Genomic DNA, 14066 nt, shown 5'->3' on the forward strand with positions numbered 1-14066 from the left:
TAGAATAAAGGCGCATCTAGTGCTGTATGTTAGTGTTCGTTTTTGTAATAATGCAGTAGTTTTGTTATCACGAATATTCAGAGGATCACACTCCTATGGCGGAAACTGAAAATCGCCCAAGTAACTTTATAAGAACGCGAATTGATGAAGATTTAGCAAGTGGCAAACATGCAACTACGCATACACGTTTTCCACCTGAGCCAAATGGCTTTTTACATATTGGCCACGCAAAATCAATTTGTTTAAATTTTGGCATTGCAAAAGATTACGATGGTTTATGTAATCTACGTTTTGATGACACAAACCCAGAAAAAGAAGATATTAACTACGTTAATTCAATCAAAGAAGATGTGCAGTGGTTAGGCTTCAACTGGAGTGGCGAAATAAAGTACTCGTCAAATTACTTTGATACGCTATACGGCTATGCTGTTGAGCTTATTGAAAAAGGCTTAGCGTATGTGTGTTTTTTAACTGCCGACCAAGCTCGCGAATACCGTGGTACATTAAAAGAGCCTGGTAAAAACAGCCCATACCGCGACACGTCAGTAGAAGAAAACCTGGCTTTATTTGAAAAAATGCGCGCGGGTGAGTTTAAAGAAGGCGAGTGTGTACTTCGCGCTAAAATTGATATGGCAAGCTCATTTATGGTGCTTCGCGATCCAATCATTTATCGTGTTCGTTTCGCACATCACCACCAAACTGGTGACAAGTGGTGCATTTACCCAATGTACGATTTTACGCACTGTATTTCTGACGCACTTGAGGGCATAACCCATTCATTGTGTACACTTGAGTTTCAAGATAACCGTCGTTTATACGACTGGGTACTCGATAACATCAGCCTTGAATGCCACCCACAGCAAATTGAATTTTCGCGCTTAAACCTTGAATACACGATTATGTCTAAGCGTAAGCTAAACGACTTAGTTGTGAATAACTATGTAGAAGGGTGGGATGACCCACGCATGCCAACGATTGCAGGTTTACGCCGACGTGGTTATACACCTGCGTCTATCCGTGAGTTTTGTTTACGAATAGGTGTAACAAAGCAAGAAAACATGGTCGAAATGGGGATGCTTGAAGCGTGTATTCGTGAAGACTTAAATGAAAACGCGCCTCGTGCAATGGCAGTACTTGATCCCGTTAAAGTAGTTATTGAAAACTATGACGCAGATAAAGTAGAAACATTGTCGGTAGCTAATCACCCTAATAAAGAAGAAATGGGGCGTCGTGAAGTACCGTTTACTCGAGAGCTGTTCATTGAGCGCGAAGATTTCCGTGAAGAAGCGAATAATAAATTTAAACGCTTAGTACTAGATAAAGAAGTACGCTTACGTGGTGCCTATGTAATAAAAGCTCAGCGAGTAGAAAAAGATGACAACGGTGAGATCACCACTATTTACTGTACTTACGACGATGAAACGCTGGGTAAAAACCCAAGTGATGGCCGTAAAGTAAAAGGTGTGATTCATTGGGTTTCAGCACCAGAATCGGTTAATGCCGAAGTTAGATTGTATGACCGTTTATTTAATGTACCAAACCCTGGCGCGGCAGAAGAGTTTGAGTCAACGCTTAACCCTGAGTCATTAGTCATTTTAGAAAATGCAAAGTTAGAAGCATCACTTGCTAAAGCCGAACCTGCACAAGGTTTTCAGTTTGAGCGTACCGGCTATTTCTCACGTGATACTAAGTCAGAAAATTTAGTATTTAACCAAACGGTTGGTCTCAGAGACTCGTGGGCAAAAATCGAGAAGCAGTAACGTTTTAAAATACCAATTTGCATAATATATCATTATTGCAACTTGGTATTTAATTTGGTTTAAATACTTAATTGTAAAACACAAAAAAACCTGCAATAGCAGGTTTTTTTATAACTTACAAAGCGCTGATTTTAGCTATTTGAATCGCTAAACGCTTTACATGCTGCTTTGTCCTGACACTCACCATATAAATATAGTGAGTGGTTAGTTAGTGTAATTCCGTTTTCTTCGGCTATTTCTAACTGGCGACGTTCAATTAAGTCATCTTCAAACTCAACAACCTTACCACATTTTAAACACACTAAATGGTCGTGGTGAGTACTACCAGAAAGCTCAAATACAGACTTTCCACCTTCAAAGTGATGGCGAGTTACTATACCTGCGTCATCAAATTGGTTTAATACACGGTAAACAGTCGCAAGACCTATTTCTTCACCTAAATCTAAAAGGATTTTATATACATCTTCAGCGCTGATGTGTTGGTTATCTGGAGATTGTAAAATTTCTAAGATTTTTATACGCGGTAAAGTTACTTTTAAACCGGCTTTTTTAAGTTCCAAGTTATGATCAGTCATTAAATCTGTCTCAAAGTTGTTTGATTATACTGGGTATCTCTTACAGATACACACGACACATTAGCAATAATAAGGATAACGCGCCTAAGCACTGAGTGCAAAGAACAATTGATCAAATTTGCTATTAAATATTAAGTCGCTAACTGTTTGATAATTATTTAAACAGTTAGCGATAAAGGTGGGGAAGGTTAGTCTGCTAATTCGCTTAAACACATTTCATCATATACTTGTGCACACCAGGCTTTAACACGTTGCTCAGTCAGTTCAGGTTGTCGGTCTTCATCGATACCTAAACCTACAAAGTGTGTATCATCAGCCATCCCTTTAGATGCTTCAAAATCATAACCTTCTGTTGACCAGTGACCGACAACAATTGCACCGCGCTCGGTAACGATATCATTGATCATGCCCATTGCATCTAAGAAGTATTCTGCGTAATCTTCTTGGTCACCACAGCCAAAAATAGCTACTAGCTTACCTTCAAAGTCTACTTCTTCAAGCTCAGGGAAAAAGTCATCCCAATCACATTGTGCTTCACCGTAGTACCAAGTAGGAATACCAAATAAGATTAAATCAAACTCTGCAATCTCTTCTTTAGAGCTTTTTGCAATGTCGTGTACAGCCACAAGCTTTTTACCCAATTCTTTTTGGATCATTTTTGCTACGTGTTCTGTATTACCTGTGTCACTTCCGAAAAAAATGCCTACACTTGCCATGGACTTCAAACCTTTTATCTATCAATAGCCAATCTTTCTTGTAAAATCGTTTCAATCAGCGCACTACGGCTAATATTTTGTGCTTCTGCCATATCACTCAGTGCCTGATATAACTGTGATGAAACTTTAAATTCTACACGCTTTAAACCACGTGCTTTATCTCGTTTTATTTGATTACGTTTATTAACCTTTAACTGCATATCCCTAGGTAAGGGATTTGTTTTAGGCCTGCCTGGTCGCTTTTCGTATTCAAATAAATCGGGAGTTGTTCTATCTGTTTCTGACTTAGCCATGCTTAACCTACACCTGCACCTTGCCAAAAAACTTGTATAAGTCCTTTTGCAATAAAGCCAGAACACCCTAAAAAGAGGACGCCCCATACAATGTAGCGACCAAACTTAGGTACATTACCACTATTTAGTACGTCTTTAATTGCCAGGCCGATGAATGCAAAAATACCGGCTAAGCCAAAGTACAACCCTAGGGTATCAAATTCGTTAATAAACTGACTGACCATCAACGTATAACCTTTAAATTAAACGGCGCGTACTATAGCACACAAAAATGCATTAATTTAGTACGGATAACCAAAAACACATGATTAAAATTACATTAAAGCCCTGTTAAAAAGTCATTTATTGCTTTATTAACCGCAGCAGGTTTTTGTGAATGAAGCCAATGTCCTGCACCATGTATAATTTTTGCTCTTGTATTTTTAAAGCGCTTCGTTATTTCGTCGCGGTATTCTGGCAGTATGTAATCAGAATCGTTCCCCTTGATAAACAAAGTATCGCATAAACAAGAATTATTTTCATTAACATTGGCGGTGATTGTAGAATATTTTTTATCGAGTACATCTAAATTAAAGCGCCATGAGTATTCACCGTCTTCACTTTTAGCTAAGCTTTTAAGTAGGAACTGCCTAACACCGAGCTCACTAATGTATTCACTCATAATAGCATCAGCTTGTTTTCTATCAGCTACTTGGCTAGAGGCCACTTTTTTTAATGCATTAATAATCTGGGTATGACGTGCAGGGTAGCTAACAGGCGCTATATCAAGCACCACAAGTTTATTTACCTTTTGGCTATGCATAAGCGCCACTTCCATTGCTACTTTACCGCCCATAGAGTGACCAATCAGATGTGCATTGGTAATATTCAACGCATTCATTAGTTCAACAATATCTGCTGCCATTGCAGGGTAGTTCATTTCATCACTGTGCGCTGAGCTGCCATGATTACGTAAATCTACATTCGTTACTCTAAAGTGCTCACTTAATGGCTTTGCAATAACATTTAGGTTTTCTAAAGAGCCAAATAAACCGTGAATGAGCACTACATCAGGGCCTTCACCTAACTGTTTATAGTTTAATAGCATACGTGTCTCCAAAAATTTTGGCTTAGTGTGCCGAGCATTCATATAAAAAGCAAAAAATATAACACTTAGCAGCAAAACACTGGTGTGACTTGCCTAGTAATGTGCATTTAAACACTAAGAGGGCTATTTTGAGTCGCCTATCTATTGATGGCTAAAAATGCCATCAAGAAAGAATCGTGTATTTAAGCTCTTATATAGCTACTACATTGGGTTTATATACGAATAATCAACACATAGGTTGGCGGATATGTTTATGCGAGTGCTTGTTGTAACTCGCATTTCTATTTGGTTTGGGTATAATCACGGGGAAAGAAAAAATGTGGCCCGTAATGACAGGAACAACATGAAACAAATCGACATAGACGACGAGTTATATCAGTATATTGCTAGCAATACGCAAAGTATTGGCGAAAGCGCATCCACTATTTTACGTCGTTTATTAAATTTAAATGGTGACGACAACACACCCGTTGCTAAGAATAATCAAAACAATCAATTAGCTACTCAAGATAAACGTGACGACACGCAAAAGCCTAATGACAGCCTAGAGCAAGAGGTTGTCACACCCATGAAGCAAACTAACGCTAATGTATTTAATATTCTTAATAAAGAAGAACTAGCAATGCAAAAAGGGGTGGTGGGTAGATTTTTATTTATTTTAAGTGCTTTTTACAGAACGCATAAAAAAGAGTTTAGTGCAGTGCTTGATATTAAAGGGCGCGACCGTGTTTACTTTGCGACCAGCAAAGAAGATTTAGTTAACAGCGGAAGTAGTATGAATCCTAAAAACATTACTGACAGTGAGTACTGGGTAATGACTAATTCAAACACCACACGTAAAAAAATGATGCTACACGAGGTTGCGCTGTGCTTAGGTTATACCGCAGAGCAAGCAGAAGAAATTCGCGATTACTTGTAAGGAAATAAACATGGCTATTCACTCAGGTGCGGGCAAAACTGCACCTCATTCAACGTTAGTTAACGTACCAAAACTAGTTTCAGCTTATTATTTAAATGAGCCAGATTTAGAGCAAAATCCTGAGCATTGCGTAGCATTTGGTACGTCTGGTCACCGTGGTTGCTCTTACGATGTTAAGTTTAACGAATCGCATATCCTAGCCATAACACAAGCTATTTGTGACTACCGAAAACAAAATGATATTTTTGGTCCACTTTATTTAGGTAAAGATACGCATGCCCTTAGTGAAGCTGCTTTTAACTCTGCCATAGAAGTACTCGTTGCTAATGAGGTACAAGTAATCACTCAGCAAAATCATGATTACACACCAACACCTGTAATTAGCCATGCAATTGTTTGTCATAATAAATTAAACCCGAATGAATTAGCCGATGGCATTGTGGTAACGCCTTCACATAACCCACCTGAAGACGGCGGCTTTAAATACAATCCACCTAACGGCGGCCCAGCAGACACCGACGTAACTAAATGGATTGAAGACAGAGCAAACCAATTATTACTAGAAGACTTAGTAGAAGTTGAGTTATTCCCGTTTGCAAAAGCGTCACGCTCTGGTTTTATTAAATACGAAGACTTGATGACGCCTTACATTAACGATTTAGAAAATATCGTTAATTTAGAGGCTATCAGCAAAGCAGGTATTAAAGTAGGGGTTGATCCGCTTGGTGGCTCTGGTATTAACTTTTGGCCTGTTATTGCACAAAAATACAACATTGATTTAAGCGTAGTAAACGATGCCGTTGATCCTCGTTTTGCATTTATGCCGCTTGATAAAGATGGCAAAATCCGTATGGATTGTTCATCACCTTACTCAATGGCTAATTTAATTAAATTAAAAGATGATTTTGATATAGCGATTGGTAACGATCCGGATTACGACCGCCACGGTATTGTGACACCCGATGGCTTAATGAATCCTAATCATTTTTTAGCTGTCGCTATTGACTACTTATTAAAACACCGCGACTGGGACAGCAGTGTCGAAATTGGTAAAACCTTGGTTTCTAGCTCAATGATTGACCGCGTAGTGGCACGTAATGAGCGTAAAGTTAAAGAAGTACCGGTTGGCTTTAAATGGTTTGTAGATGGCTTAAACAAAGGCAAGCTTGCCTTTGGTGGCGAAGAAAGTGCTGGCGCAGCATTTTTGCGCTTTGATGGCACTGTTTGGTGTACCGACAAAGATGGCTTTATTATGGGCTTACTCGCCGCTGAAATACTTGCAGTGACGGGTAAAACACCATCAGCGCTTTATAAAGAGTTAGAGCAAGAGTTTGGCTCGCCGCTTTATAAACGTCTAGACGCCCCAGCGAGCGGTGAACAAAAGTCACGTTTAAAAGCGCTTAGCGCAACTGATGTAAAAGCCGATACATTAGCTGGCGAGCCAATTTTACAAAAGCTCACTCATGCGCCAGGTAATGATGCCGCTATTGGCGGCTTAAAAGTCGTTACTGAAAACGGTTGGTTTGCAGCACGCCCTTCTGGCACTGAAGATATTTATAAAATTTATCTTGAGTCGTTTAAAGGTGAAGAACACCTAGCGCTACTCGAGAAAGAAGCTAAACAATTAGTTGATTCTGTGATCAGCTAATATTAAAAAACGATTTTAAAACGGCTGATTTATTCAGCCGTTTTTGTTTGTATCTCCCACACAAATAAAGGGCTTAACATGTTAGCCAAACCAGATTATTTAAATGATTTAAAAAATAGCGGCGATTTTTTAACACTCAGTCGCAATAACGAATGGCATTTACAACCAAGTGAATTTACTTTAGAAAACGGCACACGCGTATGCGTTCACGATACAGGTGTTATTGAATTTCAACCAGACCTTACAACAACAAAAGATATCGTTCTTTCAAGTGCAGTACATGGAAACGAAACCGCACCTATAGAAATTTGCGATGAGTTAATAAAAACCATAATAAAAGGTGAGCTTGAATTAAAACAGCGAGTGCTTTTTATATTTGGTAACCCAAAATCAATAAATATTGGCCTACGTTTTGTCGAAGAAAACCTAAACCGTTTGTTTAATGGCAATCATACTGTTGAAGGTGTGCCAATGAATGATGAGCGTAAACGAGCTGCTAAATTAGAAACCTATGTTTCAGATTTTTTTGCACGCGGCGAGCATCGCAGCGCACGTTTTCATTACGATCTACATACTGCTATTCGTGGTTCTAAAAATGAAAAATTTGCGGTCTACCCGTATCTACATGGCAAGCCATGGAAAAAATCACAATTACAGTTTTTACTAAATTGTGGGGTAAACACCGTCTTAATGATGAAATCAGCGGCAACTACATTTAGCTATTATTCTTCGTTTGTACACGGTGCTGATTCATTTACCGTTGAGCTGGGTCAAGTTAAACCATTTGGTGAAAACGACATGGCTCGATTTGCAAAAACTAAGCAAACGCTAACTGCATTAATTAGCCAAAAAGAGGTGCAATACCCGCAATTCAATGCAAGTGACTTTGAACTGTTCGCGGTTCATAGGACAATTAATAGAACGCAGCAGGACTTTAGCTTTCCGTTTTCTGATGATGCAGAGAACTTTACTGGCTTTGCCAAAGGTGAATTATTGGCAACAGATGGCAAGACACCTTATTTTGCTGATGTTGAAGGGGAAGCAATCATTTTTCCTAATGCAAACGTAGCGCTTGGGCAAAGGGCATTACTGACTGTTGTACCTATGCAAGTAGATAGTAATTTCGTTTAATAAAGCTCATCAGACCACTTATCTTAAATGTTTAACTGTATGTTTTTATTGGCTTAATAATTGCGTACAGTTAACTTTCCAACTTTTTAATCGTATTTTACTTTTGTTTTGTCTTACACGTATTGAATAACACCTTACGTTAACGTAAGGTGGTGGCAGCTTTAATTAAATACAGCGCAGATGCTGCAAAGTTTATTCGCACGCCTCACCCATAATAAAAACTTACAAGGGGTGCTGTATCACCGACAACAAGAGAAGGTAGGTTATGAGTAATCCAAATAACGTATCGCTGAATATTAACCACGACCTAGAGTTTTTAGACGGTCATGCGCTAACTATTCCAACCCTTAGTATTTTAACTGAGGACGGCGACATTCACCCTAGTGCCACCGCACCAACTATTTCTAAACACACAGCAATTAAATTATACGAAACAATGCGTTTTATACGCCTACTTGATGAGCGTATGCAAGGGGCGCAACGCCAAGGCCGCGTAAGCTTTTACATGCAATGTTTAGGTGAAGAAGCCGCTGTTACTGCCTCCGCCGCTGCGCTTGATCAAGATGACATGATAATGGCGCAATACCGTGAGCAAGCCGCTTTGCATTATCGTGGCTTTACGCTTGATCAGTTTATGAACCAAATGTTTTCTAATGAGTTAGATTTAGGCAAAGGGCGCCAAATGCCCATTCATTATGGTTCAAATAAATTAAACTACATGACTATCTCATCACCCCTCGGTACGCAAATCCCACAGGCGACAGGGTATGCCTACGGACAAAAAGTAAAGCATATTGATGCAGCATCGGGTGAGTTAACTAGTACCATTGATAATGTGACAATATGTTACTTTGGTGAAGGTGCCGCCTCAGAAGGGGATTTTCATGCGGGTTTAAATATGGCTGCGGTACACAAAGCCCCCGTTATATTTTTTGCTCGTAACAATGGTTATGCTATTTCGACGCCAGCTGAGGAGCAATTTAAAGGCGATGGAATTGCCTCTAGAGGCGTTGGCTATGGTATTAAAACCATACGTGTTGATGGCTCAGATGCACTAGCTGTGTTTGCAGCAACGCAAAAAGCGCGCGAAATCGCAGCAACGCAGGGTGAGCCTGTTTTAATTGAAGCAATAGCATACCGCTTAGGTGCTCACTCAACATCGGATGACCCCAGCGGTTATCGTTCAAAAGATGAAGAAGCCACACATAAAGTGTGCCCGATTGATAAATTCAAAAAGTGGCTTATTAAACAAGACTGGTTAAATGAAGAAGACGACGCTAAAGCAAAAGAGGGGATTCGTGAAGATATTTTAGCCGCGCTAAAACGCGCTGAAAAAGTGCAAAAGCCAGCACTTGAAGAGCTTATATCAGATGTTTACGATACGCCTATTCCTTCGCTTACTCGCCAATATAACGATTTAAAAGCACATATTATGCAGCACCCAGACGCATACCCAGTCACCGCAGGGAGAATTAAATAATGGCTAAAATGAATATGCTACATGCGATTAATTCTGCACTTGATATCACCATGAATGAGCACCCTCAGGCGTGTATTTTTGGCGAAGATGTTGGCTACTTTGGGGGCGTTTTTAGAGCGACATCGGGCTTGCAAGAAAAGTACGGAAAACACCGCGTATTTAACACGCCGCTCACAGAGCAAGGTATTTTAGGTTTTGCTAACGGTTTAGCTGCGTTTGGTGCGCCAGCATTGGCAGAAATACAGTTTGCCGATTATATTTTTCCGGCATTTGATCAAATAGTAAATGAGTCTGCCAAGTTTAGGTACCGTAGCGGTAACGAATTTAATGTCGGTAATCTCACTGTTCGAACACCTTATGGTGGTGGTATTGCTGGGGGCTTATACCACTCACAATCCCCTGAGGCATATTTCGCCCACACGCCAGGATTAAAAATAGTGGTACCACGTAACCCTTATCAAGCAAAAGGGTTACTACGCGCAAGTATAAAAGACGATAATCCGGTTATCTTTTTTGAGCCGAAACGTTTATACCGCGCCTCTACTGGTGAGGTTCCAGAGGATGATTACACCATTGAGCTTGGCAAAGCTGAAGTAGTACAAGAAGGTACAGATATCACTATACTAGCGTGGGGTGCGCAAATGGAAATTGTTGAAAATGCGGCAAAACAAGCCAATGAGCAAGGAATAAGTTGTGAGGTGATAGACCTTAGAAGCATATTACCGTGGGATGTTGAGACAATTGCTAAATCGGTTATTAAAACAGGTCGTTTAGTCATAAGCCACGAAGCGCCTATTACCAATGGCTTTGGTGCTGAAATAGCGGCAACTATTCAGCAAGAGTGCTTTTTACATCTTGAGTCACCTATTATGCGGGTGTGTGGGCTTGACACACCTTATCCATTAGCACTTGAAAAAGAATACGTGCCTGATGCGCTAAAAGTACTGGCCGCAATTAAACAATCAATGGATTTTTAGGGGATACCATGGCTAAAGATTTTATATTACCCGATATTGGTGAAGGCATTGTTGAGTGCGAAGTGGTTGAATGGCTAATACAAGAAGGTGATGCAGTAAAAGAAGATCAACCTATTTGTGATGTAATGACAGATAAAGCCTTAGTACAAATACCCGCTGTGCATGATGGCATCATCACAAAGTTGTATTATCAAAAAGGCGAGATAGCAAAGGTACATGCACCTTTATTTGCTATGGATGTAGCAGCAGAGCACAATCAAAGCACTGAGACTGTGGCACACACGGCTCAAGATACGCAAAGTGATAACTCATCGGCTGAGCATTTAGAAGATTTTATCTTGCCCGATATTGGCGAGGGGATTGTTGAATGTGAAATTGTTGATTGGCTAGTAGCCGAAGGCGATGAAATACGAGAAGATCAGGCTGTGTGTGATGTGATGACCGACAAAGCATTGGTGCAAATTCCGGCTAAATATACAGGGACTGTACAAAAGCTTTATTATCAAAAAGGGGAGATTGCACAGGTACACAGTCCGTTGTTCCAAATGAGTATAGCTGGCAGTACTGCAAAACCGAGTGTTGATGTAAATGAAGCTGTTGTTAAAGCACAAAGCAAAGCGGCAGATAAACCGCAAACCACACAGCAAACATCAACCAATAAAGTGGTTAATAAAAAGGCGGTTGCTTCACCTGCAGTTAGGCGAAAAGCACGTGAGCTTGACGTTGATTTAACCTGCGTACCAGGTAGTGGCAAAAATGGACGTATCTATAAGCAAGATATAGAAGACTTTATTAAAGGTGAAGTACCTAACACCATTGATACATCACCTTTAAACACTGCCTCTACAAGTAACAATACTCAAAGTAGTTCGCCTAAGGTACAACAATCACAAAGCGGTGGCATGCGTACAGAGCCGATTAAAGGCATTAAAGCGGCTATGGCAAAGCAAATGATGGCCTCGGTTTCTACTATTCCTCATTTTACCTTTAGTGACGAGATAGACTTAACACAATTAATAGCCCTGCGTGCCAGCCTAAAAGAGCAGTATAAAGCGCAAGGTGTAAAGCTCACTATGATGCCATTTTTTATCAAAGCGTTATCGCTTGCGATGAAAGAGCACCCAGTGCTTAATTCTAAAGTAAATGATGATTGCACTGAACTTACCTACTTTGACGATCATAATATTGGGGTAGCAGTGGATTCAAAAGTGGGTTTGCTAGTGCCTAATATTAAATCGTGCCAATCTAAGAGTATTGTTGAAGTTGCAAACAGTTTGACTAGCTTAACTGATGCAGCACGCGAGGGGCGCGTAGCACCAGATGACTTAAAAGGGGGCACTATTAGCATTTCAAATATTGGGGCAATTGGCGGCACTATTGCGACCCCGATTATTAATAAGCCAGAAGTTGCTATTGTAGCATTAGGGAAGTTACAACACTTACCACGCTTTGATGAAAGCGGCCAAGTTGTTAGCAAAGCTATTATGCAAGTGAGTTGGTCGGGCGATCACCGTGTGATTGATGGCGGTACCATAGCGCGCTTTAATAATTTGTGGAAATCGTTTCTTGAAAACCCATCGTTAATGATGATGGCAATGAGTTAATAATATAATTGTTTAAACCTTATAAAAAACCAGCAAATAGCTGGTTTTTTTGTTTTAAAACGCAGTGTTTTTAATTAAGATACATATGTTACTAAAAAGTAATAACTAAAACCCGCTAGGGAATATAACACTAATATTAAGGAATTTTTATGGAACATTATATGAACGCGCTGCGCAGTTATGCAGATTTTTCAGGGCGTAACCGTCGTAAAGCTTATTGGATGTTTGTATTATTTAATACGATTTTTTCAATTATATGTAATGTGATTGATGGTGCATTAGGAACAATGTTCATTGGTTCTATTTATAGCTTAGCGCTATTAATACCTGGGTTAAGTGCAGGTGCACGTCGTCTTCACGATACTGGCCGCTCAGGCTGGTGGCAACTACTTTGGCTCGTACCAATTATTGGTTGGATTGTTTTAATTGTGTTCCTTGCTCAAAACTCACACGAAGGCGAAAACGATTTTGGTCCAAATCCAAAAGAGTTAGCGGCTGAACCTGCTTCTGTATAACAAAACGGTTTAAATTAAAAAGCTCAGCAATTGCTGAGCTTTTTTGTACTTATGATTTTTTAACTGTTAACTTAAAAAGTAAAGCCCGTAACCAACAATTAAAGCAGGTATAGAGGTATACAAGGTAGCGATTACAGCTGCTTTTGGCGCCATTGCAATGGCCGGAAATAGTGCATCTCCATCGTTTGAAATTGCATTAGCAGCTAACGCGCTAAAAGGAATAATGCCTTGTATATAGAGTGTGGTGACAATTATTTGTGGCCCACAGCCAGGTAAAAAACCAATGACAACGGCAATCAACGGTGCCAAGTATGCGTAGTGCATAAACCAGGTTTTTAAATCAAGACCCATAACACTGACTAATATTTCAAACAGCATGAACGAAGCCACCACCCATGCAGTAACAAAATGTGTATCTTGAAGCACTTTTATAAGCTTTGAAGGCGGATTACATTCTTCCTCCTCAGAGGTGAGCTCTTTATACGTTTCACCTTTAGAGGAGTAAGCCCAAATTGTCACTGTAAACAAAGCCATTGCTGCACCAAACAAGCTTACACCGGTGCTGGTATATTGACCAAATTGATCAAAGTCGACATTAAACGCAATTAAAAAAGCAATGATTAAACTTGGAATAATGGCAAACATCCACACAGGTTTGCTAATTTTTATTATTTTAGTGGGCAAAACTTTAACTTGGTGTTTTTGCTCTTGTGCGCTTGGTCGTAAAAAGTCAGGTTTGTGAATTGCATTAACTATTAATCCGCACAGTGTGCCTACCACTAAACCTATAGCCATTATTGTTAAGCCTTCAGTAGGGCGAGTTGCAAGTAATAAAAAAGCAGCATCTCCCATTGTGGCGGTCAATACTGCCACAATAGCGCCAAAGCTAGCCTGACCTTTAGTGTATTGAGTGACCACAATAATAGCACCGCCACAGCCGGGTAAAGCCCCAAGCACGGATGCAAAAAACACCTCAAACGATTTAGATTTAGCACTTAAGTAGCTCAATTCTAATTGTGGGATATGTTCTATTGCGTAGTAGTAAATAAGTAACGTAGCCGCTACAAATACACTAACCTGAAAAAACGCATCACTGAGAGCAGTAATGGTTATTTCGCGAAAACTAGGAACAGCTAAACATACCAATAAAAAAAGTGGTAAGAGTAAGCGTTTATTTTGGCTAACAAACCGTTTGGAAGCTGGCGTAATAAATCCTATTTGAGAGAGTAAAATCATAAGTGTGCCCCAGTTTTATTATTAACTAAGACACACTGTATACAATCTGCAAATGATAATCAATATCATTTGCATCTATTTAAATCGATAACTCAGTTTGAGTTTTTCGATGATCAATAGCCTAA

The 14066-nt window shown here is 39.8% G+C and carries 14 protein-coding genes; 8 read left to right on the top strand and 6 right to left on the bottom strand.

Annotated features, from left to right (window positions below; translation table 11 throughout):
• Positions 1-95 precede the first annotated feature (95 nt).
• Positions 96-1760 carry a glutamine--tRNA ligase gene (gene glnS, locus AABI99_RS01230; protein WP_338362762.1) on the top strand — a complete coding sequence of 555 codons (1665 nt, stop codon included), beginning with the start codon at positions 96-98 and terminating at the stop codon, positions 1758-1760.
• A 131-nt stretch (positions 1761-1891) separates the two neighbouring features.
• Here the strand turns inward: glnS and fur are convergent, their stop codons facing one another.
• The 5 genes from fur to AABI99_RS01255 all read right to left on the bottom strand — a co-directional run bounded on the left by fur (position 1892) and on the right by AABI99_RS01255 (position 4431).
• On the bottom strand, positions 1892-2335 hold the full coding sequence (gene fur / locus AABI99_RS01235; protein ID WP_338362763.1) for a ferric iron uptake transcriptional regulator: 444 nt from the start codon (positions 2333-2335) through the stop codon (positions 1892-1894).
• A gap of 188 nt (positions 2336-2523) precedes the next feature.
• A complete protein-coding gene (gene fldA / locus AABI99_RS01240; RefSeq protein WP_138541142.1) occupies positions 2524-3051 on the bottom strand; it encodes a flavodoxin FldA in 528 nt (175 codons plus the stop codon).
• A gap of 14 nt (positions 3052-3065) precedes the next feature.
• The gene (ybfE, locus tag AABI99_RS01245) at positions 3066-3344 is read right to left on the bottom strand and encodes a LexA regulated protein (RefSeq protein ID WP_338362764.1); all 279 of its coding nucleotides are present in this window, start codon (positions 3342-3344) and stop codon (positions 3066-3068) included.
• A gap of 2 nt (positions 3345-3346) precedes the next feature.
• Positions 3347-3568: a DUF2788 domain-containing protein gene (locus tag AABI99_RS01250; protein WP_089347739.1), complete on the bottom strand. Its 222-nt coding sequence runs from the start codon at positions 3566-3568 to the stop codon at positions 3347-3349.
• Positions 3569-3663: 95 nt separating this feature from the next.
• A complete protein-coding gene (locus tag AABI99_RS01255) occupies positions 3664-4431 on the bottom strand; it encodes an alpha/beta fold hydrolase (RefSeq protein ID WP_338362765.1) in 768 nt (255 codons plus the stop codon).
• A 343-nt stretch (positions 4432-4774) separates the two neighbouring features.
• Here AABI99_RS01255 and seqA point away from each other — a divergent pair, with 343 nt between their 5' ends.
• The 7 genes from seqA to AABI99_RS01290 all read left to right on the top strand — a co-directional run bounded on the left by seqA (position 4775) and on the right by AABI99_RS01290 (position 12705).
• Complete coding sequence (gene seqA, locus AABI99_RS01260; RefSeq protein ID WP_338362766.1) at positions 4775-5350, top strand: replication initiation negative regulator SeqA; 576 nt, start codon at positions 4775-4777, stop codon at positions 5348-5350.
• 10 nt (positions 5351-5360) lie between these two features.
• Positions 5361-6998: a phosphoglucomutase (alpha-D-glucose-1,6-bisphosphate-dependent) gene (pgm, locus tag AABI99_RS01265; protein WP_338362767.1), complete on the top strand. Its 1638-nt coding sequence runs from the start codon at positions 5361-5363 to the stop codon at positions 6996-6998.
• A gap of 78 nt (positions 6999-7076) precedes the next feature.
• Positions 7077-8129 (top strand): succinylglutamate desuccinylase, encoded by a 1053-nt coding sequence (astE, locus tag AABI99_RS01270; RefSeq protein ID WP_338362769.1) that lies wholly within the window; start codon positions 7077-7079, stop codon positions 8127-8129.
• Between the two features lie 265 nt (positions 8130-8394).
• On the top strand, positions 8395-9609 hold the full coding sequence (locus tag AABI99_RS01275) for a thiamine pyrophosphate-dependent dehydrogenase E1 component subunit alpha (RefSeq protein WP_338362770.1): 1215 nt from the start codon (positions 8395-8397) through the stop codon (positions 9607-9609).
• On the top strand, positions 9609-10586 hold the full coding sequence (locus AABI99_RS01280; RefSeq protein ID WP_338362772.1) for an alpha-ketoacid dehydrogenase subunit beta: 978 nt from the start codon (positions 9609-9611) through the stop codon (positions 10584-10586). The genes AABI99_RS01275 and AABI99_RS01280 overlap by 1 nt, the downstream gene beginning before the upstream one ends.
• An 8-nt stretch (positions 10587-10594) precedes the next feature.
• Positions 10595-12190, top strand: a complete 1596-nt coding sequence (locus tag AABI99_RS01285; protein ID WP_338362774.1) for a dihydrolipoyllysine-residue acetyltransferase — start codon at positions 10595-10597, stop codon at positions 12188-12190.
• A 149-nt stretch (positions 12191-12339) separates the two neighbouring features.
• On the top strand, positions 12340-12705 hold the full coding sequence (locus tag AABI99_RS01290) for a DUF805 domain-containing protein (RefSeq protein WP_338362775.1): 366 nt from the start codon (positions 12340-12342) through the stop codon (positions 12703-12705).
• Between the two features lie 66 nt (positions 12706-12771).
• Here AABI99_RS01290 and AABI99_RS01295 read toward each other — a convergent pair whose 3' ends face one another.
• The gene (locus tag AABI99_RS01295; protein WP_338362777.1) at positions 12772-13941 is read right to left on the bottom strand and encodes a putative manganese transporter; all 1170 of its coding nucleotides are present in this window, start codon (positions 13939-13941) and stop codon (positions 12772-12774) included.
• Positions 13942-14066 lie beyond the last annotated feature (125 nt).

Source organism: uncultured Pseudoalteromonas sp. (genome assembly GCF_963922945.1).
Classification (GTDB): domain Bacteria; phylum Pseudomonadota; class Gammaproteobacteria; order Enterobacterales; family Alteromonadaceae; genus Pseudoalteromonas.

Excerpts from the sequence above, each read along its gene's own strand:
- AABI99_RS01275 (WP_338362770.1), top strand. The coding sequence starts at position 8,395 with ATGAGTAATCCAAATAACGTATCGCTGAATATTAACCACGACCTAGAG.
- AABI99_RS01250 (WP_089347739.1), bottom strand. The coding sequence starts at position 3,568 with ATGGTCAGTCAGTTTATTAACGAATTTGATACCCTAGGGTTGTACTTT.
- astE (WP_338362769.1), top strand. The coding sequence starts at position 7,077 with ATGTTAGCCAAACCAGATTATTTAAATGATTTAAAAAATAGCGGCGAT.
- fur (WP_338362763.1), bottom strand. The coding sequence starts at position 2,335 with ATGACTGATCATAACTTGGAACTTAAAAAAGCCGGTTTAAAAGTAACT.
- seqA (WP_338362766.1), top strand. The coding sequence starts at position 4,775 with ATGAAACAAATCGACATAGACGACGAGTTATATCAGTATATTGCTAGC.
- AABI99_RS01280 (WP_338362772.1), top strand. The coding sequence starts at position 9,609 with ATGGCTAAAATGAATATGCTACATGCGATTAATTCTGCACTTGATATC.
- AABI99_RS01290 (WP_338362775.1), top strand. The coding sequence starts at position 12,340 with ATGGAACATTATATGAACGCGCTGCGCAGTTATGCAGATTTTTCAGGG.
- AABI99_RS01255 (WP_338362765.1), bottom strand. The coding sequence starts at position 4,431 with ATGCTATTAAACTATAAACAGTTAGGTGAAGGCCCTGATGTAGTGCTC.
- fldA (WP_138541142.1), bottom strand. The coding sequence starts at position 3,051 with ATGGCAAGTGTAGGCATTTTTTTCGGAAGTGACACAGGTAATACAGAA.
- ybfE (WP_338362764.1), bottom strand. The coding sequence starts at position 3,344 with ATGGCTAAGTCAGAAACAGATAGAACAACTCCCGATTTATTTGAATAC.
- AABI99_RS01285 (WP_338362774.1), top strand. The coding sequence starts at position 10,595 with ATGGCTAAAGATTTTATATTACCCGATATTGGTGAAGGCATTGTTGAG.
- AABI99_RS01295 (WP_338362777.1), bottom strand. The coding sequence starts at position 13,941 with ATGATTTTACTCTCTCAAATAGGATTTATTACGCCAGCTTCCAAACGG.
- pgm (WP_338362767.1), top strand. The coding sequence starts at position 5,361 with ATGGCTATTCACTCAGGTGCGGGCAAAACTGCACCTCATTCAACGTTA.
- glnS (WP_338362762.1), top strand. The coding sequence starts at position 96 with ATGGCGGAAACTGAAAATCGCCCAAGTAACTTTATAAGAACGCGAATT.